Source organism: Sphingomonas sp. GW821-FHT03E12 (assembly GCF_059420685.1).
This window is the reverse complement of the sequence record NZ_JBWKUF010000004.1, coordinates 459486-481488: the sequence shown is the minus strand read 5'-3', so window position 1 is coordinate 481488 and position 22003 is coordinate 459486. Positions and strand designations below refer to the sequence as shown.

The 22003-nt window shown below is 65.6% G+C and carries 20 protein-coding genes; 12 read left to right on the top strand and 8 right to left on the bottom strand.

Annotated elements, in window-relative coordinates:
- Positions 1-41 precede the first annotated feature (41 nt).
- From rpoC to AC07TU_RS15600, 3 genes are all read left to right on the top strand, one after another.
- Complete coding sequence (gene rpoC / locus AC07TU_RS15610; protein WP_495188835.1) at positions 42-4322, top strand: DNA-directed RNA polymerase subunit beta'; 4281 nt, start codon at positions 42-44, stop codon at positions 4320-4322.
- Positions 4323-4506: 184 nt separating this feature from the next.
- Complete coding sequence (locus AC07TU_RS15605; RefSeq protein ID WP_495188834.1) at positions 4507-6705, top strand: TonB-dependent receptor; 2199 nt, start codon at positions 4507-4509, stop codon at positions 6703-6705.
- Positions 6706-6716: 11 nt separating this feature from the next.
- The gene (locus AC07TU_RS15600; RefSeq protein WP_495188833.1) at positions 6717-7796 is read left to right on the top strand and encodes a PepSY-associated TM helix domain-containing protein; all 1080 of its coding nucleotides are present in this window, start codon (positions 6717-6719) and stop codon (positions 7794-7796) included.
- On the opposite strand, the gene AC07TU_RS15595 is transcribed toward AC07TU_RS15600, so the two are convergent.
- The 3 genes from AC07TU_RS15595 to AC07TU_RS15585 all read right to left on the bottom strand — a co-directional run bounded on the left by AC07TU_RS15595 (position 7793) and on the right by AC07TU_RS15585 (position 10462).
- The gene (locus tag AC07TU_RS15595) at positions 7793-8278 is read right to left on the bottom strand and encodes a DUF805 domain-containing protein (protein WP_495188832.1); all 486 of its coding nucleotides are present in this window, start codon (positions 8276-8278) and stop codon (positions 7793-7795) included. The genes AC07TU_RS15600 and AC07TU_RS15595 overlap by 4 nt on opposite strands.
- Before the next feature lie 63 nt (positions 8279-8341).
- A complete protein-coding gene (locus tag AC07TU_RS15590; protein ID WP_495188831.1) occupies positions 8342-8896 on the bottom strand; it encodes a DUF805 domain-containing protein in 555 nt (184 codons plus the stop codon).
- 57 nt (positions 8897-8953) lie between these two features.
- Positions 8954-10462 (bottom strand): YifB family Mg chelatase-like AAA ATPase, encoded by a 1509-nt coding sequence (locus AC07TU_RS15585; protein WP_495188830.1) that lies wholly within the window; start codon positions 10460-10462, stop codon positions 8954-8956.
- Between the two features lie 104 nt (positions 10463-10566).
- Here AC07TU_RS15585 and AC07TU_RS15580 point away from each other — a divergent pair, with 104 nt between their 5' ends.
- The 6 genes from AC07TU_RS15580 (at position 10567) to yihA (ending at position 14016) form a co-directional block, all read left to right on the top strand.
- Complete coding sequence (locus tag AC07TU_RS15580; protein ID WP_495188829.1) at positions 10567-10851, top strand: hypothetical protein; 285 nt, start codon at positions 10567-10569, stop codon at positions 10849-10851.
- An 87-nt stretch (positions 10852-10938) separates the two neighbouring features.
- Positions 10939-11073, top strand: coding sequence for a 50S ribosomal protein L34 (rpmH, locus tag AC07TU_RS15575; RefSeq protein ID WP_044332822.1), 135 nt, complete (start codon positions 10939-10941; stop codon positions 11071-11073).
- Between the two features lie 71 nt (positions 11074-11144).
- Positions 11145-11411, top strand: coding sequence for a ribonuclease P protein component (gene rnpA / locus AC07TU_RS15570; RefSeq protein ID WP_495188828.1), 267 nt, complete (start codon positions 11145-11147; stop codon positions 11409-11411).
- Positions 11408-11620: a membrane protein insertion efficiency factor YidD gene (yidD, locus tag AC07TU_RS15565; protein ID WP_066576234.1), complete on the top strand. Its 213-nt coding sequence runs from the start codon at positions 11408-11410 to the stop codon at positions 11618-11620. The genes rnpA and yidD overlap by 4 nt, the downstream gene beginning before the upstream one ends.
- A 21-nt stretch (positions 11621-11641) precedes the next feature.
- Entirely contained in the window at positions 11642-13378 is a 1737-nt protein-coding gene (gene yidC / locus AC07TU_RS15560; RefSeq protein WP_495188827.1) for a membrane protein insertase YidC, read from the top strand.
- Entirely contained in the window at positions 13375-14016 is a 642-nt protein-coding gene (gene yihA, locus AC07TU_RS15555) for a ribosome biogenesis GTP-binding protein YihA/YsxC (protein WP_495188826.1), read from the top strand. The genes yidC and yihA overlap by 4 nt, the downstream gene beginning before the upstream one ends.
- A gap of 15 nt (positions 14017-14031) precedes the next feature.
- Here the strand turns inward: yihA and AC07TU_RS15550 are convergent, their stop codons facing one another.
- Both AC07TU_RS15550 and AC07TU_RS15545 read right to left on the bottom strand, forming a co-directional pair.
- Positions 14032-16011, bottom strand: a complete 1980-nt coding sequence (locus AC07TU_RS15550; RefSeq protein WP_495188825.1) for an alpha/beta hydrolase family protein — start codon at positions 16009-16011, stop codon at positions 14032-14034.
- A gap of 73 nt (positions 16012-16084) precedes the next feature.
- Positions 16085-16888 (bottom strand): DUF3108 domain-containing protein, encoded by an 804-nt coding sequence (locus AC07TU_RS15545; protein ID WP_495188824.1) that lies wholly within the window; start codon positions 16886-16888, stop codon positions 16085-16087.
- Positions 16889-17001: 113 nt separating this feature from the next.
- On the opposite strand from AC07TU_RS15545, the gene AC07TU_RS15540 reads away from it, so the two are divergent.
- Entirely contained in the window at positions 17002-17667 is a 666-nt protein-coding gene (locus AC07TU_RS15540) for a glutathione S-transferase N-terminal domain-containing protein (protein ID WP_495188823.1), read from the top strand.
- A gap of 90 nt (positions 17668-17757) precedes the next feature.
- Entirely contained in the window at positions 17758-17982 is a 225-nt protein-coding gene (locus AC07TU_RS15535; RefSeq protein ID WP_495188822.1) for a DUF6289 family protein, read from the top strand.
- Between the two features lie 27 nt (positions 17983-18009).
- Here the strand turns inward: AC07TU_RS15535 and AC07TU_RS15530 are convergent, their stop codons facing one another.
- Complete coding sequence (locus AC07TU_RS15530; RefSeq protein WP_495188821.1) at positions 18010-18456, bottom strand: cupin domain-containing protein; 447 nt, start codon at positions 18454-18456, stop codon at positions 18010-18012.
- Positions 18457-18518: 62 nt separating this feature from the next.
- Between AC07TU_RS15530 and dapE the strand changes: the two genes are divergently transcribed.
- The gene (dapE, locus tag AC07TU_RS15525; RefSeq protein WP_495188820.1) at positions 18519-19664 is read left to right on the top strand and encodes a succinyl-diaminopimelate desuccinylase; all 1146 of its coding nucleotides are present in this window, start codon (positions 18519-18521) and stop codon (positions 19662-19664) included.
- A gap of 6 nt (positions 19665-19670) precedes the next feature.
- Here dapE and AC07TU_RS15520 read toward each other — a convergent pair whose 3' ends face one another.
- Together AC07TU_RS15520 and AC07TU_RS15515 are read right to left on the bottom strand one after the other, a co-directional pair.
- The gene (locus AC07TU_RS15520) at positions 19671-21353 is read right to left on the bottom strand and encodes a putative bifunctional diguanylate cyclase/phosphodiesterase (protein ID WP_495188819.1); all 1683 of its coding nucleotides are present in this window, start codon (positions 21351-21353) and stop codon (positions 19671-19673) included.
- Positions 21354-21418: 65 nt separating this feature from the next.
- Entirely contained in the window at positions 21419-22000 is a 582-nt protein-coding gene (locus AC07TU_RS15515) for a Smr/MutS family protein (RefSeq protein ID WP_495188818.1), read from the bottom strand.
- Positions 22001-22003: the final 3 nt, after the last annotated feature.

Below are 22003 nucleotides of genomic sequence, written 5' to 3'. Positions count from 1 at the left end.
CCCCGCCCCGACGAATTTGACCCTCCAGAGGGACACAGAGAATGAACGAACTGACCAACTTCGCGAACCCGGTGGCCAAGCCGGAAACCTTCGACCAGATCCAGATCGGCATTGCGTCGCCTGACCGCATCCGCTCGTGGTCGTTCGGCGAGATCAAGAAGCCGGAAACCATCAACTACCGCACGTTCAAGCCCGAGCGTGACGGCCTGTTCTGCGCGCGTATCTTCGGCCCGATCAAGGACTATGAGTGCCTGTGCGGCAAGTACAAGCGCATGAAGTACAAGGGCATCGTGTGCGAAAAGTGCGGCGTCGAGGTTACCGTCTCGAAGGTCCGCCGTGAGCGCATGGGCCATATCGAGCTGGCCGCGCCGGTTGCGCACATCTGGTTCCTGAAGAGCCTGCCCTCGCGCATCGGCCTGCTGCTCGACATGCAGCTCAAGCAGCTCGAGCGCGTGCTGTACTTCGAGAGCTACATCGTCACCGAGCCGGGCCTGACCCCGCTCGAGAAGTTCCAGCTCCTCACCGAGGATGAACTGCTCGACGCGCAGGACGAATATGGCGAGGACGCCTTCTCGGCCGGCATCGGCGCCGAGGCGGTCAAGATCATGCTCATGGACCTCGACCTCGAGGGTGAGCGCAAGGAGCTTCTGGAAGAGCTGGCCACGACCAAGTCGGAGCTGAAGCCCAAGAAGATCATCAAGCGCCTCAAGGTCGTCGAATCGTTCATCGATTCCGGCAACCGTCCGGAGTGGATGATCCTCGACGTCGTTCCGGTCATCCCGCCCGAGCTGCGCCCGCTGGTGCCACTGGACGGCGGCCGCTTCGCGACCTCGGATCTCAACGATCTGTATCGCCGCGTGATCAACCGCAACAACCGCCTGAAGCGCCTGATGGAACTGCGCGCACCGGACATCATCGTCCGCAACGAAAAGCGCATGCTGCAGGAAGCCGTCGACGCGCTGTTCGACAATGGCCGCCGCGGCCGCACCATCACCGGTGCGAACAAGCGTCCGCTGAAGTCGCTCAGCGACATGCTCAAGGGTAAGCAGGGCCGCTTCCGTCAGAACCTGCTCGGCAAGCGCGTCGACTATTCGGGCCGTTCGGTCATCGTGACCGGTCCGGAGCTCAAGCTGCACCAGTGCGGCCTGCCGAAGAAGATGGCGCTCGAGCTGTTCAAGCCGTTCATCTACGCCCGTCTGGACGCCAAGGGTCTCTCGATGACCCTGAAGCAGGCCAAGAAGTGGGTCGAGAAGGAACGCAAGGAAGTCTGGGACATCCTGGACGAAGTGATCCGCGAGCACCCGGTTCTGCTGAACCGCGCGCCGACGCTTCACCGTCTGGGCATCCAGGCGTTCGAGCCGGTTCTCATTGAAGGCAAGGCGATCCAGCTTCACCCGCTGGTCTGCTCGGCATTCAACGCCGACTTCGACGGTGACCAGATGGCCGTTCACGTTCCGCTGAGCCTCGAGGCCCAGCTGGAAGCGCGCGTCCTGATGATGTCGACCAACAACATCCTGTCGCCCGCGAACGGCAAGCCGATCATCGTGCCGTCGCAGGACATGGTTCTCGGTCTCTACTACATCTCGATGGAGAAGGAGAACGAGCCGGGCCAGGGGATGATCCTGGGCGACATGGCCGAGGTGCATCAGGCCCTGTTCGCCGGTGCCGTGACGCTTCACACGAAGATCACCAGCCGCGTCCCGCAGACGGACGAGGACGGCAACACCTATATGAAGCGCTTCGAGACCACCCCGGGCCGCATGCTGCTCGGCGAGTGCCTTCCGAAGAGCCACAAGGTGCCGTTCGACGTCGTCAACCGCCTGCTCACCAAGAAGGACGTGGGCGACGTGATCGACGAGGTCTATCGTCACACCGGCCAGAAGGAGACCGTGCTGTTCGCCGACGCGATCATGGCGCTGGGCTTCCGTCACGCGTTCAAGGCGGGCATCTCGTTCGGCAAGGACGACATGATCATTCCGGGCGCCAAGGAAGCGATGGTCGACGAGACCCGCGCGCTCGTGAAGGATTATGAGCAGCAGTATCAGGACGGCCTGATCACGCAGCAGGAAAAGTACAACAAGGTGATCGACGCCTGGAGCCGTTGCGGCGACCAGGTGGCGGCCGCGATGATGGACGAGATCAAGGCGGTCAAGACCGACCCCGAGACCGGCCGTGAGAAGCCCGCCAACGCGATCTACATGATGGCCCATTCGGGTGCTCGTGGCTCGGCAGCACAGATCAAGCAGCTCGCCGGTATGCGCGGCCTGATGGCCAAGCCGTCGGGCGAGATCATCGAAACGCCGATCATCTCGAACTTCAAGGAAGGTCTGACCGTCCTTGAGTACTTCAACTCGACCCACGGCGCCCGCAAGGGCCTCGCGGATACCGCGTTGAAGACTGCGAACTCGGGCTACCTCACCCGCCGCCTTGTCGACGTGTCGCAGGACTGCGTCGTCATGGAGGAGGATTGCGGCACCGAGCGCGCGCTGGAGATGAAGGCGATCGTGCAGGGCGGTTCGACCATCGCGTCGCTGGGCGAGCGTATCCTGGGCCGCACCACGGCCGAGGATGTAGTCGACCCCAAGACCGGCGAAGTGGCGATCGAGACCGGTACGCTGCTCGACGAAGCGATGATCACGCAGATCGAGGCACTGGGCGTCCAGGGCATGAAGATCCGCAGCCCGCTGGTCTGCGAAGCCAAGATCGGCGTGTGCGCCAAGTGCTACGGGCGTGACCTCGCCCGCGGTACGCCGGTGAACATCGGCGAAGCGGTCGGCGTGATCGCGGCGCAGTCGATCGGCGAGCCGGGCACGCAGCTCACCATGCGTACCTTCCACATCGGCGGCGCTGCGCAGCTCAACGAGCAGTCGAACCTCGAAGCTCCGGTGGACGGCAAGGTCGAGTTCCGCGACGTCCGCATGATCGTCGATCAGCGCGGCCGCCGCGTTGTCACCTCGCGTTCGGCCGAATTGGCGATCCTCGACATGGATGGCCGCGAGCTGGCGGTGCATCGTATTCCGTACGGTGCGTATGTGATGTTCGATGACGGCCATGTCGTGACCAAGGGCGACCGCATGGCCGAGTGGGATCCGTTCACCATGCCGGTGATCACGGAAACCGGCGGTGTCGTGAAGTATCAGGACCTGATCGACGGCAAGACGCTGACCGAGCAGGTCGACGAAGCGACGGGCATCGCCCAGCGCGTCGTCATCGAGAACCGCGGCGCTGCAGCCAAGAAGGAAGACCTGCGTCCGCGCCTGACCCTGACCGGGGACAGCGAAGGCGAGGCCGCGCGCTACATGCTGGCGCCGGGTGCGGTGATCTCGGTCGAGGATGGTGCGGTGGTCCATGGCGGTGACGTGCTGGCCCGTGTCAGCCGCGAAAGCGCCAAGACCCGTGACATCACCGGTGGTCTGCCGCGCGTCGCCGAGCTGTTCGAAGCGCGCAAGCCCAAGGAAAACGCGATCATCGCGAAGGTCTCCGGCCGTGTCGTGTTCGGCAAGGACTACAAGGCGAAGCGCAAGATCGGCATCCAGCCCGAGGATGGCGGCGAGGTCGTCGAGTATCTGGTTCCGAAGTCGAAGGTGATCGACGTTCAGGAAGGCGACTACGTCAAGCGTGGCGACAACCTGATCGGCGGCTCGCCCGATCCGCACGACATTCTCGAGGTGCTCGGCATCGAGCCGCTCGCGGAATATCTCGTGTCGGAAATCCAGGAAGTCTATCGACTCCAGGGCGTGAAGATCAACGACAAGCACATCGAGGTGATCGTTCGCCAGATGCTGCAGAAGGTCGAGATCACCGACGCCGGCGACACCACCCTGCTCCCCGGCGAGCAGGTGGATCGCGACGAGATGGACGAGACCAACGAGAAGCTCGAGCCCGGCCAGGCCCCCGCACAGGGCAAGCCGATCCTGCTCGGCATCACCAAGGCGTCGCTGCAGACCCGCAGCTTCATCTCGGCGGCGTCGTTCCAGGAGACCACCCGCGTCCTCACCGAGGCGGCGGTCCAGGGCAAGCAGGACACGCTGATCGGTCTCAAGGAGAACGTGATCGTCGGCCGTCTCATCCCCGCCGGCACCGGCGCGGGCATGAACCGGATGCGCATCGCGGCCACCAGCCGCGACGCCGCGCTCCGTGCGCAGCAGCGCCGTCTGCAGGAAGTCCTCATCGCGCCGAACTCGGCCGCTGAGGAGCGTGCAGCCGAGCTGGCGCAGGACCCGATCGAGGCGATGGCCACCAGCGACGCGCTGGAGAAGGTCGAAGTCTCGGGCGACGGCAGCGACGAGGCCGCGGGCGATTACCTGAACGAGAGCGAGTGATCGCTTTCGTCAGCCGCTCACGCTGACAAAGAGAAGCCGCCGTCCGGGGATACCGGACGGCGGCTTTTTCGTTGGCGGCATTGGGCCAGCGGAACCGCAAACCGGCCCGGCCCACTCCAGTTAATGCGACTAGTTTGCATTACCTTCCTTTCGCTGTTAGCGGGCGCAGCAAAGGGAGATTCCAATGATCCGTCGTTTGCGTTCGCCGTTGCCCCTCGTCGCGCTGGTGTGGCTCATCCCCGCAGCGGCCTATGCGCAGGCGGCACCGGACGGGGACGACGGCGACGATCAGGTCGTCATCACCGCAGCGCGCACCGTGCTGCCACCCAATGCGCTGCCGCTGACCATCGACGTGATCGACAAGGACGCGCTGGACCAGCAGATCGCGATCTCCGGGTCGGTCACCGATGCGGTGGCGACGCTGACCCCGTCCTTCTCCCCTACCCGCCAGAAGCTGTCGGGTGCGGGCGAGACGCTGCGTGGCCGCTCGCCGCTCTACGCGATCAACGGCATCCCCCAGTCGACCCCGATGCGTGACAGCAGCCGCGACGGCTTTACGATCGACGGCTTCTTCGTCGACCGGGTGGAGCTGATCTATGGCTCTAACGCGCTACAGGGGATCGGCGGCACCGGTGGCATCGTCAACCAGGTGACGGTCGGGGCGCCGAAGACCGAGGGGCTGTCGGGCCGCGTGCTGCTGCAGGGCACCGCCGACGGCGACTTCAAGAGCGACGGCATCGGCTACAAGACCGCGGGACTGATCCAGTACAAGGCCGGGCGCTTCGACGCGACCGTGGGCGCGACGTACGAGAAGCGCGGCGCCTTCTACGACGCCGATGGCCGCCGCATCGGCATCAACCTGACTCAGGGCGAGACGCAGGATTCACGCGCGACATCGCTGTTCGCGCGGCTGGGCTACGAACTTTCGCCAAGCGCGCGGCTCGACCTGATCGCCAGCCGGTTCGAGCTGGACGGCGAAGGCGACTATGTGCCGCTGGCAGGCAACCGCACGCTCGGCATCCCGACCAGCGCGGTGCACGGCACCCCGCCGGGCAAGGCGGCCGCCAACCGCGTGGAGAGCGTGGCGCTCTCGCTCACCGACAGCAATCTGTGGGGCGGAAACCTGATCACTCAGGTCTTCTTCAACCGCACGCATGACACGTTCGGCGGCGAGCCGACGCCGACCGCGACCTTCCAGGATCCGGCGATCGCACCGATCGGCACGCTGTTCGACCAATCGGAGAATCGCAGCCGCAAGTTCGGCGGCAAGATCAGCTACGAGCGCGGCATCCCCGGCTTCGAGGATCTGACGCTGACGCTCGGCTTCGACGCGTTGTGGGACAAGACCGAGCAGCGGCTGATCGCGACCGGCCGCGTCTGGGTACCCCCGAGCGACTTCCAGAGCCTCTCCCCCTTCGCGCAGGCGAACCTGAAGCTGTTCGACGGTCTGTTCCGCCTCGCCGGCGGCGCGCGGTGGGAGAATGTGAAGATCACCGTCGACGACTACCGCACCCTCGCCTCGACCACTGCGACGGGCACTCCGCCCAACCCCGCGACCTATGGCGGCGTCGCGGTCGCCGGCGGCAGCCCGAAATTCGACGACGTGCTGGTCAATGGCGGCATCATCTTCGAGCCGGCCGCGGGCATCCGCGCCTATGCAAGCTATGCCGAGGGTTTCACGGTTCCCGATATCGGCCGCATCACCCGCGCCGTGAACCGCAGCGGGATCGATATCGACACCTATGTCGACATCTCGCCCATCGTGACCAACAACCGCGAGATCGGCATCGAGGTGAAGCGCGGGCCGCTCGACGCGTCCGCCACCTATTTCTGGTCGTCGAGCGACAAGGGGCAGTTGCTGATCGCACGGCCGGACCGCATCTTCGACGTGCAGCGCCTGCGCGTCGAGATCCAGGGGCTCGAGATCGCGCTGGGCGTGAAGACTCCGATCGACGGCCTGAAGCTCGGCATCGGCTATGCACATCTGCTCGGCCGCTATGACGCCGATACGAACCCCGACGGCGTGGTCGATACCGATCTGGACGGCGTGAACATCTCGCCCGACCGCCTCAACCTTTCGGCGAGCTACGCGAAGGGGCCATTCTCGGCGCGCGTCCAGTCGCAATTCTACCTGTCGCGCAGCTTCCATGCCGATGCGGGCAAGACCCAGCCTGACCAGCGCAACAACTTCGGCGGCTACAACGTCACCGACGCCAATATCCGCTACGACACCGGCATCGGCGCGCTGAGCCTGAGCGTCCAGAACCTGCTCAACACGCAATATATCGACTATTCGAGCGACACGCGGCTGCCGACCGACAATCTCGCTTTCTTCGCAGGGCGCGGGCGGACCTTCACGCTCGGCTGGGACTACCGGTTCTGAGGGCAGCGGCGATGAAGTGGATCGACCTCCTCCACCGCTGGACCGGCGGGATCATCGGGCTGGTGCTCGGGCTGCTCGGCCTGACTGGCGCCATCCTCGTCTTCAAGAGCTGGTGGCTGGCATATCTGCCCGGCGCGGGCGATGCGCAGCGTCAGGACGTCGCGTCGCTCGCAGCGCAGGTCGATGCCGCGATGGCCGCGCCCGGCGGACCGCCCCAGTCGATCCTGTTCGCGTCGCAGGACTTCGGCCTCACCCGCCTGTCGCGCGGCGAGGGCGCGGGCGCCTATGCCGACCAGTCGGGCCGCATCGTCACCGAATGGGGCAGCAAATGGGACCGGGTCGAGCTTTGGCTGTTTGACTTCCACCACCACCTCTTCTTCGGCGACACGGGCGAGACGGTGGCGGGGATCGCGGCATTGATCGGCCTGTTGTTCGTCATCACTGGCGCGATTCTGTGGTGGCGGCTGCGCAAGACCTTCAAGTTCCGCCTGATCCCCAAGCGGATGAGCCGCCCGGCGATCGTCACCCACCACCGCGACATCGGCGTGGTCTTCGCGCCCCTGCTGTTCCTCGCACTCGCGACGGGGTCGCTGATGGTGTTCCGCCCGATCAGCGAGGCGCTGTTCGCGCCCGGCACAGGCTTGAGCGCACCGTTCGAGGCACCCAAGGTCGAGGGCGGCCCGCTCGCTGCAAAGCTCGACTGGGCCACGATGCTCGCGGCGGCACGCGCGCAATATCCGGATGCCGAAGTTCGCCTCGTATCCTTCCCGCGCAAGCCCGGCGGGCTGATCCTGATGCGTCTGCGGCAGCAACCCGAATGGCTGCCCAACGGCCGCACCTTGCTGTGGTTCCGGCCTGAGAATGGTCAGCTGGTCGACACCCGCAACGTCCAGACGATGCCCAATGGCGTGCGCGCCTATAACGCACTCTACCCGCTCCACGCCGCCAAGGTCGGTGGCATCCTGTGGAAGCTCGTGATCGCAGCCACCGGTCTCGTCCTTGCGATGCTCGGCACGCTGGCGGTGTGGACCTTCTGGTTCAAGCGGCCCAAGCCCAAGCCGGTGCGCAAGCCACGCCCGGCAGCCGCCTAGCTGAACACCATCTCAAGGTCCGCATCGGGATTTCGGGGATCGGCGCCGAAGCGGTTGGGTCCGGCAGGCCCCTTCCATACCAGCATGGTGAGCAGGGCGATCGGGCACAGCAAGGCCGAAGCCCCGATCACCAGCGATACTGCGTCATGCGTCTCGGCACCGAATGGGACCGCGAAGAGCGCGATGAAGAAGGCCGTGAATGGCAGGAGCGCCCACCAGCCGGTGCGGTTGGCATCGTGCAGGCGGCGAACCGTGACCGCCAGGATGGGAATGAAACTGCCAAGCGCGAACAGCGATCCGAGCAAGCCGGTCCCGGCCAGATCGTTGATGCCGAGCAGCTCTTCCGTCAGTCTAAGCGCGATCGCGACGATCACCCAGCCCAGCATGAACGCCCAGAACTCGGTGCGGCGCGATCGGCCGCGAAACTCGAAATAGCGTCGATACGGCAACAGCGCCCAGCGCATCCCACCCCCATTTGCCATGCCCGCCGCCCCCGCGGCGGTGCAAGAAGACGGCCGGGCCCTGCGGACCCGGCCGCTTGTTCGTCAGCCGAACACCTCGTCGGCGTTGGTGCCCTGCCCCTTCGGGTCCTCACCGAAGCGGTTCGGCCCGGGCGTGCCCGTCGTGCAGTACCAGACCAGCAGCAGGATGGCGCAGGCCAGACCGCCGAGCAGCATGATCACGCCGAACAGCGCGATACCCGAGAAGCCGGCACTGCCGCCGCCCGACATCGCGGACATGAAGCTTGCGCCCATCAGGATGGCGCCGATCACGATGGGGCCGAGCGGGAGCAGGATCCACCAACCCGAGCGATCCGTGTCATGCAGCCGCCGTACGCCCACGGCGAGGCTGGGGATGATCGTCGCCAATGAGAAGATGTTGGACAGCAACCCGCCCGACACTGCGCCCGAGGCCCCCGCGGAGGTGCCGGTCAGATCTGCGTCGCCGGTTGCGCTGCCACCCAGACCAAGCACCGTATCCAGGATACTGAGAACGATCGACACGATCACGACGAATAGCGTGTACATCCAATATTCTTTACGCCGCGAGCGACCCTTGAAGTCGAAATAGCGCTTAAACGGCAGGATCATCCATTCCATCTTCGTTCCCCTTGTTATGCGACTCTAACCTCTTCTTCTTCAGTCAAAACGACTCGCCTAGGATCGCGGCGGTTGGCGACGGTAGCTCAGCGCTTCGGCAACGTGAATACGTCCGACCGTTTCGCTTTGTGCCAGATCGGCGATGGTCCGCGCGACGCGCAGCACACGGGTGTAACCGCGCGCCGACATGTGCATCGCCTCCGCCGCCTGCGCCAGCAGCTTGCGGCCGGGTTCGTCGGGGGTCGCGGCAGCATCGAGCACCGGCCCGTCCGCCTCGGCATTGGTGCGGGTGCCCGAGCCGTTGTAGCGGGCCGCCTGAACCTTTCGCGCCGCCGCCACCCGCGCAGCGACCTCGGCCGATCCTTCGGCAGGCGGTGGCAGCACCAGATCGGCGGCAGTGACCGGCTGCACATCGACATGCAGATCGATGCGATCGAGCAAGGGCCCGGAGACCTTGGCCTGATAATCCGCCGCACATTTGGGCGCCCGCGCGCAGGCCAGCGCGGGATCGCCGAGATGCCCGCAGCGGCACGGGTTCATCGCTGCGACCAGCTGGACGCGTGCCGGGAAGGTCACATGCGCATTGGCGCGCGCGACGCTGACGGTGCCGCTCTCCAGCGGCTGGCGCAGCGAATCGAGCACCGCGCGCTGGAATTCGGGAAGTTCGTCGAGGAACAGCACGCCGAGATGCGCCATACTCACCTCGCCCGGCTTGACCTTGAGCCCCCCGCCAGTGAGCGCCGCCATTGACGCCGAATGGTGCGGCGAGCGGAACGGCCGCATCCGGGTGAGCTTCCCACCCTGCAGCGTCCCGGCGACGCTGGCGACCATCGATACCTCGAGCGCTTCACCTGCGTCGAGCGGGGGCAGTATGCCCGGAAGGCAGCTCGCCATCAGCGACTTGCCCGCACCCGGCGGCCCGACCATCAGCAGATTGTGCCCGCCCGCCGCGGCGATCTCGAGCGCGCGCTTGGCGGTCTCCTGCCCCTTCACCTGTCTCAGGTCCGGGCCGTGCAGCACTTCCTCCACCTCACCCGCCTGCGGTGCACCGAGCAGCTGTTGCCCCTTGAAGTGGTTGATCAACCCGATCAGGTCGGGCGCGGCGATCACGCCGGTGGTTCCGGCCCATGCCGCCTCTGGCCCTTGCGCGACCGGGCAGACCAGCCCCTTCCCCGTTTCCGCCGCGTGAAGCGCCGCCAGCAGCACGCCCGGCGACGGCGCGATCCGCCCGTCGAGCCCCAGCTCGCCGACAAAGACATGCTCGCTCAGCGCCTCGGCGTCGACCACGCCCATCGCACCAAGCAACGCCAGTGCGATCGGCAGGTCGAAATGCGACCCTTCCTTGGGCAGATCCGCGGGCGAGAGGTTGAGGATCACCCGCTTGGGCGGCAGCGCAAGACCGATCGCCGCCATCGCCGCACGGACGCGCTCGCGGCTCTCCGCCACCGCCTTGTCGGGGAGGCCGACAACGACGAAATTGGGCAGGCCGGGGACGAGGTTGCACTGCACCTCCACGGCGCGCGCCTCCAGCCCCAGATACGCAACCGTAGATACGCTCGCGACCATACACCCCCCATTTGTTCGCCTGCTTGTAACGGCTTTTGGGCGGCAGGGAACGGTTCATCGCGTTCGCGTCTTGCATCGGCAACACACGCCCCCACCTGCAAGTCATGCGCCGCAAACCGCATCCGATCGTGCGAATCAGCCTGCTGGTGGCGGGAATCCTGCTGTTCTGCGTCGCCGCGCCGCTTGCTTCGCCGATTCCCGGCCCCGGAGGCACGCTGATCGCGGCGGCGGGTATCATCCTGATTCTGCGCAATTCGCCTTGGGCGCGGCACCGGTTCGTGCGATTGAAGGCCCGCTGGCCGCGTGCCGGCGCCTTTATCGACCGCATCCTGATCCGCGCCAGCGCCAAAAGGCGGCGTAAACGCGCGAAAGAGCTGGCTGCGAATTGACTTCCCGATCAGCTTTGGCTAACGGCGCTCCTCACATGGTCGCCCCGGTGGCGGCCCTTTTAGTTTCTAGATTTCAGGGAATGAGCGATGAAGCGGACCTTTCAGCCGAGCAACCTGGTGCGAGCGCGCCGGCACGGCTTCCGCGCGCGCATGGCGACCCCCGGCGGCCGCAATGTGATTCGCGCCCGCCGCGCCCGCGGCCGCAACAAGCTGAGCGCCTGAACACAGGCCCTCTGGCGCGGCTGACGCTGCGCAAGGATTATCTCGCCGCCAACGCGGGCAAACGCGCACCCATGCCAGGGTTCGTGTTGCTGGTCCGCGTTCGCGGCGATGATGATTCAACCATGCGAATCGGCATTACAGTTTCCAAGAAGGTCGGCAACGCTGTCGTGCGCAACCGCATGAAGCGCCGCTTTCGTGAGCTTGCGCGTGCGATTCTGCCCGTCGAGGGCGTGCCGGGCGCCGATCATGTGCTGATCGGCCGCAATTCGGGCATCGAACGCGACTTCGCGGCGCTTACGGCCGACCTCACCAAGGCGCTGGGCAAGATCCGCAGATGATCGCCCGTGCCCTGATCTTGATTGCGCGCGGCTGGCAGATCGGCCCCTCGCGCATCCTTCCGCCCTCCTGCCGCTATGCGCCGAGCTGTTCGGCCTATGCAATCGAGGCACTCTCCCGCTATGGCGCGCTCAAAGGCGGATGGCTCGCGCTCCGGCGCATCCTTCGCTGCCATCCGTGGGGTGGGCACGGCTATGATCCCGTGCCCTGATTTCCTGAACCGGGGACTGACGTGAAAGACGACCAGAAGAATTTCCTGCTCTTCGCCGTGCTCGCCGCGCTGCTGCTGTTCGGGTGGCCGATGGTCACAGGCTGGCTGTTCCCGACCGCCAACCCGCCGGTGACCGAAATCAAGGGCGGCAAGACCGAGGTGGTCGCCAACCCCGGCGCCGGCCCCGCTGCCGACAGCCCTGCGGCAGTTCGCGACCGAAAGATCGTCCTTGCCGAGTCCCCGCGCATCGCGATCGAGACCCCCACCGTGCGCGGATCGATCAACCTGAAGGGCGCGCGCATCGACGACCTGGTGCTGGTCAAGCACAAGGAGACGATCGCCAAGGACAGCGCCCCGATCCGCCTGCTCTCGCCCTCGGGCACGCAGGACGCCTATTTCGCGGGCTTCGGCTGGTCGGGCAACGGCCTGACCGCGCCCGCCGCCGACGCGGTGTGGACCGCAAGCGGCAACAAGCTGACGCCCAGCACCCCGGTCAAGCTCACCACGGGCAGCGGCTCGCAACGCTTCATCATCGAGATCTCGGTCGATGACGGCTATATGTTCACCGTCCGTCAGCGTGTCGCGAACCTCGGCGAAAAGCCGATCAGCGTCGCCGGCCATGGCTATCTCTACCGCTATGGCCCGGGCAAGGATCATGACACCTGGACGATCCACGCTGGCCCGGTCGCTTCGTACAACGGCACGGTCGACTATGGCGTCAACTACAGCACGGTGAAGGACGAAGGCGCCAAGAGCTTCGATTCCACCGGCGGCTGGGTCGGCTATACCGACATCTACTGGCTGACTGCGCTGGTGCCCGATCAGGGCATGAACGTCGCGCTCAAGTTCCGCCCGGCAGGCGGCACCGCCACCCAGGCGCAGTTCGAGCCCGCCACCGCCCGCCAGGTCGGCCCGGGCCAGATGGTCACCCAGACCTCGCGCTTCTTCGCGGGCGCCAAGGACATCAACCTGCTCGATCACTATGAGGAACAGGGCGGCATCCGCCAGTTCGGCAAGGCCATCGACTGGGGCTGGTTCGAGGTCTTCGAGAAGCCGATCTTCCACTATCTCCACTGGCTGTTCCGCATGGTCGACAATTTCGGCCTGGCGATCATCCTGCTGACGCTCACCGTCCGCCTGCTGCTGTTCCCGATCGCACAGAAGCAGTTCGCCTCGATGGCGTCGATGCGCGCGCTCCAGCCCAAGATGAAGGCGCTGCAGGAACGCTACAAGGACGACAAGCAGCGCCAGCAGCAGGAGGTCATGAAGCTGTACAAGGATGAGAAGGTGAACCCGCTCGCGGGCTGCCTCCCCACCCTGCTCCAGATCCCGATCCTCTACGCGCTCTACAAGGTGCTGATGCTCTCGATCGAGATGCGTCACCAGCCCTTCATCCTGTGGATCAAGGATCTCTCGGCACCCGACCCGCTGCATGTGCTCAACCTGTTCGGGCTGCTCGACTTCAACCCGCCGGCGTTCCTGGCGATCGGCGTGCTGCCGATCCTGCTCGGCCTGTCGATGTGGGCGCAGTTCAAGCTCAACCCGGCGCCGATGGACGATGTCCAGAAGCAGGTCTTCGCGATCATGCCCTGGGTGCTGATGTTCGTGATGGCGCCGTTCGCGGCCGGTCTCCAGCTCTACTGGATCACCTCGAACCTGCTCACCATTGCTCAGCAGAAGTTCCTCTACATGCGCCACCCCGCGCTCAAGGAACCGGCGGCCGCGGCAGCGACTCCGGCGAAGTCGGCGAAGAAGTGACGCAGTTCGATCCCGAAACGATCGAGGCCGCGCGAAAGACCTTCGCCGGCCCCGTCGCCTTCCTGAAGTCTGCGCCTGCGCTCCACTTCCTGCCCGATCCCACGGTGCCGGAAGTGGCGTTTGCCGGCCGGTCGAACGTGGGCAAATCTTCGCTGCTCAACGCGCTGACCGGCCGCAACGGCCTGGCCCGCACGTCGAACACGCCGGGGCGGACGCAGGAGCTCAATTTCTTCGATATCGGCGACCCGTTGAAGTTCCGGCTGGTCGACATGCCCGGTTACGGCTTCGCCAAGGCACCCAAGGACATCGTCAAGAAATGGCGCTTCCTGGTGAACGACTATCTGCGCGGGCGCGATGTCCTCAAGCGGGTGCTCGTGCTGATCGACAGCCGCCACGGCATCAAGGAGGTCGATCGCGACATCCTCGACATGCTCGACGCAGCGGCGGTGAGCTATCGCATCGTCCTGACCAAGGCGGACAAGATCAAGCCGGCCGAGCTTGCCGAAGTCACCGAACGGACGATCGCCGAAGCCCGCAAGCGCCCCGCGGCGCACCCGGACATCCTCTCGACCTCGAGCGAGAAGGCCGACGGCATCGCCGAACTCCGCGCTGCGGTTCTTGAGGCGGTCAGCGTCTGATCCGCATAATCCGGCCTAGGCCGGATTATGCTTCGCCAGAAACGCCTCGAGCGCCTTCAGGAATTCAAGCCGGTCTTCGGTCCGGCTGAAATGGTGATCGGCCTCGGGCTGGACGATGTAGGTCACGTCCTTGCCGGCGGACTTCAGCTTCTGCGCCATCACCTTCGAATGGACCAGCGGCACCACCCGGTCCTTCTCGCCATGCACCAGCAGCACCGGGATCGAGAACTCCTGCGGGAAGTTGAGCGGCGACACATTCTTGAGATCCGGCGCCTGATCGCGCAGCCAGTCGCCCCGCGCACCGCCGCCAAGGAAGCTGCTGGTATGCCTGAGCATCCGGTTGAGATCGGAAACGCCGGCATAGGAAACGGCGCAGCGATACTTGTTGCCGTCGCGCTGCGCCGCACGCAGCGCCGCATAGCCGCCATAGGAGGCACCAACCATGCACACGCGCGCCGGATCGGCGATGCCAAGGTCGGCAACCGCCTTGATCGCGTCGTCCAGGTCGTCCTGCATGGCAAGGCCCCATTGACCCCGCCCCCTCTTCTCGAACTCGGTGCCATAGCCCGACGAACCGCGATAATTAGGCTGGATTACGACATAGCCGCGATCAGCCAGAAACTGAGTCCACCAGTCCCAGGTCTCGCTGTCGCGGGCGAACGGCCCGCCATGCGGCATCACGATCAACGGCAGCTTGCCTTTGCGTGCCGCGGGCACGGTCAGCACCGCCGCAATCTCCAGGCCGTCGCGTGCCTTGTAGCGGATCGTGCGGACGGGATGCATACGGCGCATCTTGATCGTGCGATTGTTGTAGCCGAGCAGCTCCATCGAGTCCTCGGGCCGGCGATAGACGAAATAGCCCCCCGGCGCGTCCGCCCCGCCGACGGCGAGCAGCGCGCGCGAACGGTCGCGGTTGAGCGAGGCGATCTGGACCTGCGCACCCTTGACCAGTCCGGACACGGACGTCTGCATCGCCGCCATCTCGGCATCGGTCCAGCGAACCAGTGGACGATCTTCCTCGACGCTGACGCCCAGATAGCCGAAGCCGGTGGAATCGCGCACGATCCCGCCAATGTCATATCCCTTGCTCGCAAACAGCTGCTTGCCGCGCTCGAGTGTCGTCAGGTCCAGCTCGTAGAGCGCGGAATACCCCCCCTCGTCATCGTCGATTACCAACGCCTTGGTCTTGTCGCCCAGAAACAGCGCGGGCACGGTCAATCGGTCCTCGCGCGTCTTTGCCCGGTCGATGGTCCGGAACGACGCATCGGCGCGGTCACGATAGAGGAGGCGGCGCGAGCGCCCATCCTCGCTCATGCCGATGCCCATGCGCACAAGGCCCGCGCCATCGGCGTACCAGTTGAACACGCCGGCCTTGCTCGCCACCACCACGCGCCGCTTACCGGTGACCAGATCGACTTCATCGACCTGAGGCCAGAAGCCTGCTTGGTTCGTGTAGATCGAAGTCTGGTACGACAGCAGCACGCGCGCCGACCCGTCGCGCGCCGCCCAGATCACATCGTCACCATTCTGGCCCACCTGGCGCGGGGCGAGTTGCGTCACCTTGCCGGTCGGCACATGCACACCGATCGCACGCTTCACATACCACTGATCGCCTTCGACCGGCACTTCCTGGCCGATCCCGACGATCACCCACTCGTCATTGACCCAATTCCACCAGTTGAGATCGGCCTCCCCGGGATTGAGCAGTTTGGGCGGTCCTTCGCCGCCAAGCTTGATGACCGCGAAATACTGTTTTCCGTTGATCGCCACCCTGCCGGCGACCTGAGTGCCGTCCGGCGAAAGGTCGGGGCTCTGGACGTCCGGCAGCTCGGCAAAGGCTTCGACCGGCAATGGTGTGCGCGGAGTCGCTGCGCGTGCGGCTGGCGCGGCTGGTGTCGTCGAGACAGCAGGTGCAGCGGCCTGAGGCGCCGCGTTCGAACCGGCACTGCCCATCAACGCGAGCACAGACACGCCCGCCCAGAATATACGCGACATCGCTCCCCCACATGCCCCGAAAACCGGTACTTAGGTGCCGTAAGACCGGGGACATGTGCAAGGGGGCGGAAGACTAAAGAAGCAATGTCTTGAGATAGCTGGTCCCGTCGGGTCCGCGCGATTCCTGACGGATCAGCTGTTGGGTGCCTTTGGCGAACCAGAAGCGCGCGGGCGGCGATTGCGGGCGGTTATAGTCGGTCTCGACCACCCAGCAGTCGATACCGCGCCCGTCCGGCCCGGCAATCGCCTCTTCGGCTGCGACCCGCCACAGATACCGCGCCGGCGCGCCGCCGACGGGATGAAAGAAGGGGATCGACACCGCGTAGCCGCGCGCGAACGGAAGCGTCTGCAGCATCTCCATGTCGGTTTCGAAATTATACATGGGCTCGGGGAAGGGCACGTCGACCGCGGCCTGGCTGTTGTCGGCAAGCTCGCGCATCCCGGTCAGCGCCTTCTCGCCGAAGCTGAATCCCTCGATCACCGTCTTGCCGCCGGCACGCGTCGTGCGGACATGGGTCAGCGGCCGGAACGTGCCGGTTTCGAACAGCGAATCGCGCTCGACCAGTGACGGCTCCTTGCCTGTGCCGTCCCAGCGCTGAACGATCCGCAGCCGATCGACGCCATCGATGCGCTCGAACCGCACCTCGCGCTGCCAGATATCGGTCGCGACATGCGCGCCGTTCCGGATCTGCGAGCGGAGATAGCTTCGCCGTCCGGGCCGGAGCAGGCCGAACCGTGTCAACCGGTCGCCGACGTTCAGGCGGTGCGGTGCCGCGGGGGTCGCCGCCAGAGCGGCGGCCGGGGCAATCGCCGCCAGGGCGATCAGCGTGCGGCGCGAAAGAGGGGAGGTCGTGTCCATCACAGGATTGTTTCGCATGCGACCAGATCGTGCAACGCAATCGATCGAACCCAGTTGCGGTTGGTCGAAAGACATGTGTGGCATGTCCAACGGCGTTGCCCCCGCCCCGCCCCGCCGCTATCCCCCGGGCCATGCTCAAGCTCATCATCGGCAACAAAGCCTATTCCTCCTGGTCCATGCGCGGCTGGCTCGCCTGCAAGCTTTCGGGCCTGCCGTTCGAGGAGGTGGTCGTCCCGCTCTACGATCAGGATTGGGACAAGCGCCGCGAGGGAGATGAATTCGCGCCGTCGTCGGGCAAGGTGCCGATCCTGTGGGACGGCGACGCGGTGGTGTGGGACAGCCTCGCCATCATCGAGTATCTCAACGAGAAGTCGGGCGGGGAGAAATTCTGGCCCGCCGATCCCGCCGCGCGCGCGATGGCTCGGTCGATGGCCGCAGAAATGCATTCGGGCTTCGCCGCGCTGCGCCGCAAGCACAGCATGAACATCCGTCAGGTCTATGAACCCAAGAAACCCGACGACGATGTCATGCAGGACATCCAGCGGATCATGGAGCTGTGGGCGCAGGCCCGCGCGCGGTTCGGCGGCAATGGCGAATTCCTGTTCGGTGAGTTCGGCGCAGCGGACATCATGTTCGCGCCCGTCGTCACCCGCTTCGTCACCTACTCGCTCCCGGTCGCGCGCTTCGCCCCGGCCTATATGCAGGCGGTGCTCCAGCATCCCTTCATGCAGGACTGGATCGCGGCGGCGCAGGAAGAGGAATGGGTGTTGCAGCAGTTCGAGCAGGCGCCGAACTGACACGATAGCGCCGCTTCGGTCTAATCTCCGGATTGTATTGCCTGCCCACCCAGCCACATCTTCGACGCCTCACGATCGAGGAGTCTTTCGATGAAAGCCGCTCTGCGAATTCTGGGGCTCTGCGCCGTCATCGCCGGCAGCATGTCCGTCCCCGCGCATGCAACCCACGGCCAGCAGGAATATGCCATCGTCTATTATGACGACGAGAATCACACCAACATCGTCGGTCAGTTCATCAGGTTCTGCGACGGCCACATCTTCCGCAACGGAGGCCCTTCGCTCTACAGCGAGGAATATTATTACGGCTGCCCGTAGCGGCGCTGATGGGCTGAAGTCCCCGGGCTAGAATTCCGATCCGTCCTTGCGCCGGAACCCCTCGCCCGGGAACAGGTGCAGGTCGATATCGGGATAGTGGCAGGCGGTGACCGACGGCTTGCCGATCGCGACATAGACGCAATCGGCATCGCTGCGGTTCTGCAGCACATGACCGTTGCCGTCATTCTTGACGAACACCGCAACGTCGCCCGCGCGCAGCAGCGTCTCGCCGCCGTCGTCCACCAGCACCGCCGCGCCCGCGATCATCACCACCATCTCGTCCTCCCCCTCATGCCAGTGGCGGTGGGCCGACCAGGCACCGGGCTTGAGTACGACATGGCTTGCGCCAAAATCCGTCAGCCCTGCCGCGGGCGCGAGCCGCCGGTACCAGCGTTCCTGCACCACCCCCGCATGTTCGGGCGGATAACCCGTCGCATTGGTCTGCGGGATTGTGTCGAGGTCGAGCTTGGGCAATGGAGCCTCCACGCTGTTTTGTTGTCGCGCATCTTGATCCGAAACCACTCACACTTTTCGGAATGCGCTTGTTGGAGGCCATTTTGCCCGACGTCGTCGAACTCACCAAGGCCCTCATCGCCGCACCGAGCATCACCCCGGCACGCGGTTCGGTATTCGATGTGCTGGAGGCTGCGCTGCTTCCACTCGGGTTCACCATCGATCGCTTTGTCGCTGGCGAAGCACCCGATGGGCCGGTCGAGAATCTGCTGGCCGTCCGCAAAGCCGGACCGGGCCCGCATTTCGCCTTTGCCGGGCATCTCGACGTCGTTCCGCCGGGCGAAGGCTGGACCTCGGGCGCATTCGAGCCGGAAGTACGCGGCGACCTGCTCTACGGGCGCGGAGCGGTGGACATGAAGGGATCGATCGCCGCCTTTGCCGCCGCAGTGGCCGCCTTGCCGGCCATCGGCACGCTCAGCCTGATCATCACCGGCGACGAAGAAGGCCCCGCCACCTACGGCACGCTGGCGCTCATGGACCGGATGGCGGCGGCAGGCCTGACGCCCGACCTTTGCCTCGTCGGCGAGCCGACCAGCGCTCACCGCCTCGGCGACACGATCAAGATCGGCCGCCGCGGATCAACCGTGATCGATATCGAGGTGCCGGGACGGCAGGGCCATGTCGCCTACCCGCACCTGGCGGACAATCCGATCCCCCGCCTCGTCCGTGCGCTGGCGGAGATCGACGCGATTATACTCGACGAAGGTACCGACTGGTTCCAGCCCTCCAATATCGAGGTCATCGACCTCACGGTCGGCAATCCGGCGACCAACGTCATTCCCGGCAAGGCCGCGGCACGCATCTCGATCCGGTTCAACGACCAGCATCGCGGCCACGATCTGATCGAGCGGATCGAAACCATCGTTCACACCCATGCCCCCGCGGCGATCGTTCGCGGCCGTGTCTATGGCGAGGCGTTCCTGACCGAGCCGGGGACACTCTCCACCCTGATCGGCGATGCGATCGAGGCCGAGATCGGTATCCGGCCCGAATTGTCGACCAGCGGCGGCACCTCCGACGCGCGTTTCCTCTCGCGCATCTGCCCCGTGGTCGAATTCGGCCTGCTCAATGCGACGATGCACAAGCTGGACGAAGCGGTCGCGCTGGACGACCTCCACAAGCTGACGGCGATCTACGAGACTCTGCTGCGGCGCGTGTACGACCAGTAACAGGCCCTATCCTGCGATCCGCGCCTCGAATTGCGGCGCAGTTTGCGCCCACGCGATGAAATCGCGCTCCGCCATCGGCTGGGCGATGACGAAGCCCTGCAGTACGTCGCAACCGATCACGCGCAGCACGTCGAGCTGTGCCTGCGTCTCGATGCCCTCGGCCACGACTTCGCAGCCGATGCCGTGGATCAGCCCGATCACCGCCTGCGCGATCGTGCGCGCCTCAGCATTGGTCGCGACGTGCTCGACCAGGCTGCGGTCGAGCTTCACCCGGTCGAGCGGCAGGTCGCGCAGCCGGGCAAGGTTGGAATAGCCGGTCCCGAAATCGTCGATCGCGATGCTCGCTCCGTCGGCGCGCAACGCGGCGATGGCGTCGATCACTTCGCGCGAACAATGCATCGCCAGCGTTTCGGTAATCTCGAGCTCCAGCAGGCGCGCCGGGGCGCCCGCGGCCTGCATCGCATCGCGCAGCCGGCGGAAGAAGGCCGCATGGTCGAGCTGACGCGGGCTGATGTTGACCGCCATCCGCTGCTCGACGCCAAGCTTGCCCCAGCGGGCGATGGTGTTGGCGACATTCTCGACCACCCATTCGCCGATCTCGACGATCAGGCCGGTTTCCTCGGCCCGGGTGATGAAGCTGCCCGGCAGGCAAAGGCCCCGTTCGGGATGCTGCCAGCGCAGCAACGCCTCGGCCGCGACGATCCGGCCATCCGCGGCGCTGATCTGTGGTTGATAGACCAGCGCAAACTGATCGCGCTCGACGGCGCCGCGCAGATCGCTCTCAAGCTGAGCGCGCTCGGCGATCTCGGCGGCAAGGCCCTCGCTGAAATGCTCGGCCCGGCCACGACCATTGCCCTTGGCGTGATACATGGCGGCATCGGCAGCCCGCATCAGGTCGGTCAGCGTCGTGCCGTGCTCCGGCCGCATCGCGATCCCCACCGACGCGCCGATGCTGACTTCCTGATCGGCGAGGTCGAACGGCTCGGACAGCGCGAACAGGATGCCGCGGCCGATCCGGTCGGCATTGCGCACATTCGCCAGCGCGGGGAAGAAGATGGTGAACTCGTCACCCGAAAGCCGGCCGATCAGCGGCTGCCGAAGGTCGCCCTCCGCCGTGAAGCGGTCAGCCACGGCGCGAAGCCGGTTGGCGACCATTCCCAGCAGCTGATCGCCCATCGCATGACCGAGCGTATCGTTCACCGCCTTGAACCGGTCGAGATCGATGAAGAACAGTGCGGCCATCGCTTCATTGGGAAGCTCAGTCAGCACCCGTTCGCAGCTGCGCCGGAAGTGGATCCGATTTGGTAGTGCCGTCACCGGATCGAACAGCGCGAGCCGCTGCACGCTCTCCAGGTTCGAATGAAGCTGACGGAACAATCCGCCCATCGCATCGGCCAGCGGCGGCACGCATTCACCGACTTCGGGAGGGATTTCGCTCTCCAGGTCCCCATTGGCGGCGCTTGAAAGGCGCTCGATCGCTGCGTCGATCGCCGCGGCGGTGGAAGCGATGGTGCGTTCCGCATAGGCCCAGCACATCGCGGCACAGATGATCGCGGCGATCAGCGCACGTCCGGCATTCTCGCTGTCGAAATGCCCCTGCGAAGTCGCTGCGAGCGCAAGAATGAACACGAACGCCCCGGCGCAGATCGCAAACACGATCGCACGACTCTTGAGCGAAAATCCGTTCATCGCGGCTGCGCTATCCCCCTTGCCCGGCCCGATGCGGACGGAGGATCGCTATAGGTCCGAAAGGGTTAAAAATTCTGTCCCGGAACGGACCGCTGCCTTTTCAACACGATATAGAGCGCACCTTGCCCGCCGTGCCGCGGATGCGCGTTGCGGACCGCCGCAATCCGGTCGCCATGCCGCGACCCCGCCAACCAGTCGCCCACGGCAGCACGGATCGCGCCGCGGGCATGGGGACGTTCCGATTCCGGCCGCGGCGGCTTGCCGGTGATCAGCAGCAGCACGCGGTCGCCGCGCGCAATCGCAGCCTCAAGTCCGCGGTCGAGCCGGGCATGCGCACTGGCGAGCGTGTGGCCATGGAGGTCGATTGCGCTTTCGGGCGCTACCAGCCCGCGGCTCAGACGGCGATCCCAGCTCGCGTCGAGTGTATCGGCAGAGGCCGGTGCGGGCCTGGGCTTCGGAGCGGGTGCAGGCGGCACGCGTCCCTTCACCCGCGCAACCGGCACAGGATCGGGCGAGACCGGCGCAAGCGGCTGGGGCGGCGGCGCCTTGGCCGGGACCGGATCGCGCACGATCGGGGTCACCGTGGCGATCACACGCGCCCAGAGCGCCCGTTCCTCGGGCGTCATCATGCGCGGCGGTCTGCTCATCGC

Bases quoted from the DNA above. Each gene is read 5' to 3' on its own strand.
- yidD (WP_066576234.1), top strand. From the start codon at position 11,408: ATGATCGCCCGTGCCCTGATCTTGATTGCGCGCGGCTGGCAGATCGGC.
- AC07TU_RS15545 (WP_495188824.1), bottom strand. From the start codon at position 16,888: ATGCGAAACAATCCTGTGATGGACACGACCTCCCCTCTTTCGCGCCGC.
- AC07TU_RS15515 (WP_495188818.1), bottom strand. From the start codon at position 22,000: ATGAGCAGACCGCCGCGCATGATGACGCCCGAGGAACGGGCGCTCTGG.
- AC07TU_RS15535 (WP_495188822.1), top strand. From the start codon at position 17,758: ATGAAAGCCGCTCTGCGAATTCTGGGGCTCTGCGCCGTCATCGCCGGC.
- AC07TU_RS15585 (WP_495188830.1), bottom strand. From the start codon at position 10,462: ATGGTCGCGAGCGTATCTACGGTTGCGTATCTGGGGCTGGAGGCGCGC.
- AC07TU_RS15580 (WP_495188829.1), top strand. From the start codon at position 10,567: ATGCGCCGCAAACCGCATCCGATCGTGCGAATCAGCCTGCTGGTGGCG.
- AC07TU_RS15540 (WP_495188823.1), top strand. From the start codon at position 17,002: ATGCTCAAGCTCATCATCGGCAACAAAGCCTATTCCTCCTGGTCCATG.
- AC07TU_RS15550 (WP_495188825.1), bottom strand. From the start codon at position 16,011: ATGTCGCGTATATTCTGGGCGGGCGTGTCTGTGCTCGCGTTGATGGGC.
- dapE (WP_495188820.1), top strand. From the start codon at position 18,519: ATGCGCTTGTTGGAGGCCATTTTGCCCGACGTCGTCGAACTCACCAAG.
- AC07TU_RS15590 (WP_495188831.1), bottom strand. From the start codon at position 8,896: ATGGAATGGATGATCCTGCCGTTTAAGCGCTATTTCGACTTCAAGGGT.
- AC07TU_RS15600 (WP_495188833.1), top strand. From the start codon at position 6,717: ATGAAGTGGATCGACCTCCTCCACCGCTGGACCGGCGGGATCATCGGG.
- rpoC (WP_495188835.1), top strand. From the start codon at position 42: ATGAACGAACTGACCAACTTCGCGAACCCGGTGGCCAAGCCGGAAACC.
- AC07TU_RS15520 (WP_495188819.1), bottom strand. From the start codon at position 21,353: ATGAACGGATTTTCGCTCAAGAGTCGTGCGATCGTGTTTGCGATCTGC.
- AC07TU_RS15595 (WP_495188832.1), bottom strand. From the start codon at position 8,278: ATGGCAAATGGGGGTGGGATGCGCTGGGCGCTGTTGCCGTATCGACGC.
- rpmH (WP_044332822.1), top strand. From the start codon at position 10,939: ATGAAGCGGACCTTTCAGCCGAGCAACCTGGTGCGAGCGCGCCGGCAC.
- AC07TU_RS15605 (WP_495188834.1), top strand. From the start codon at position 4,507: ATGATCCGTCGTTTGCGTTCGCCGTTGCCCCTCGTCGCGCTGGTGTGG.
- rnpA (WP_495188828.1), top strand. From the start codon at position 11,145: ATGCCAGGGTTCGTGTTGCTGGTCCGCGTTCGCGGCGATGATGATTCA.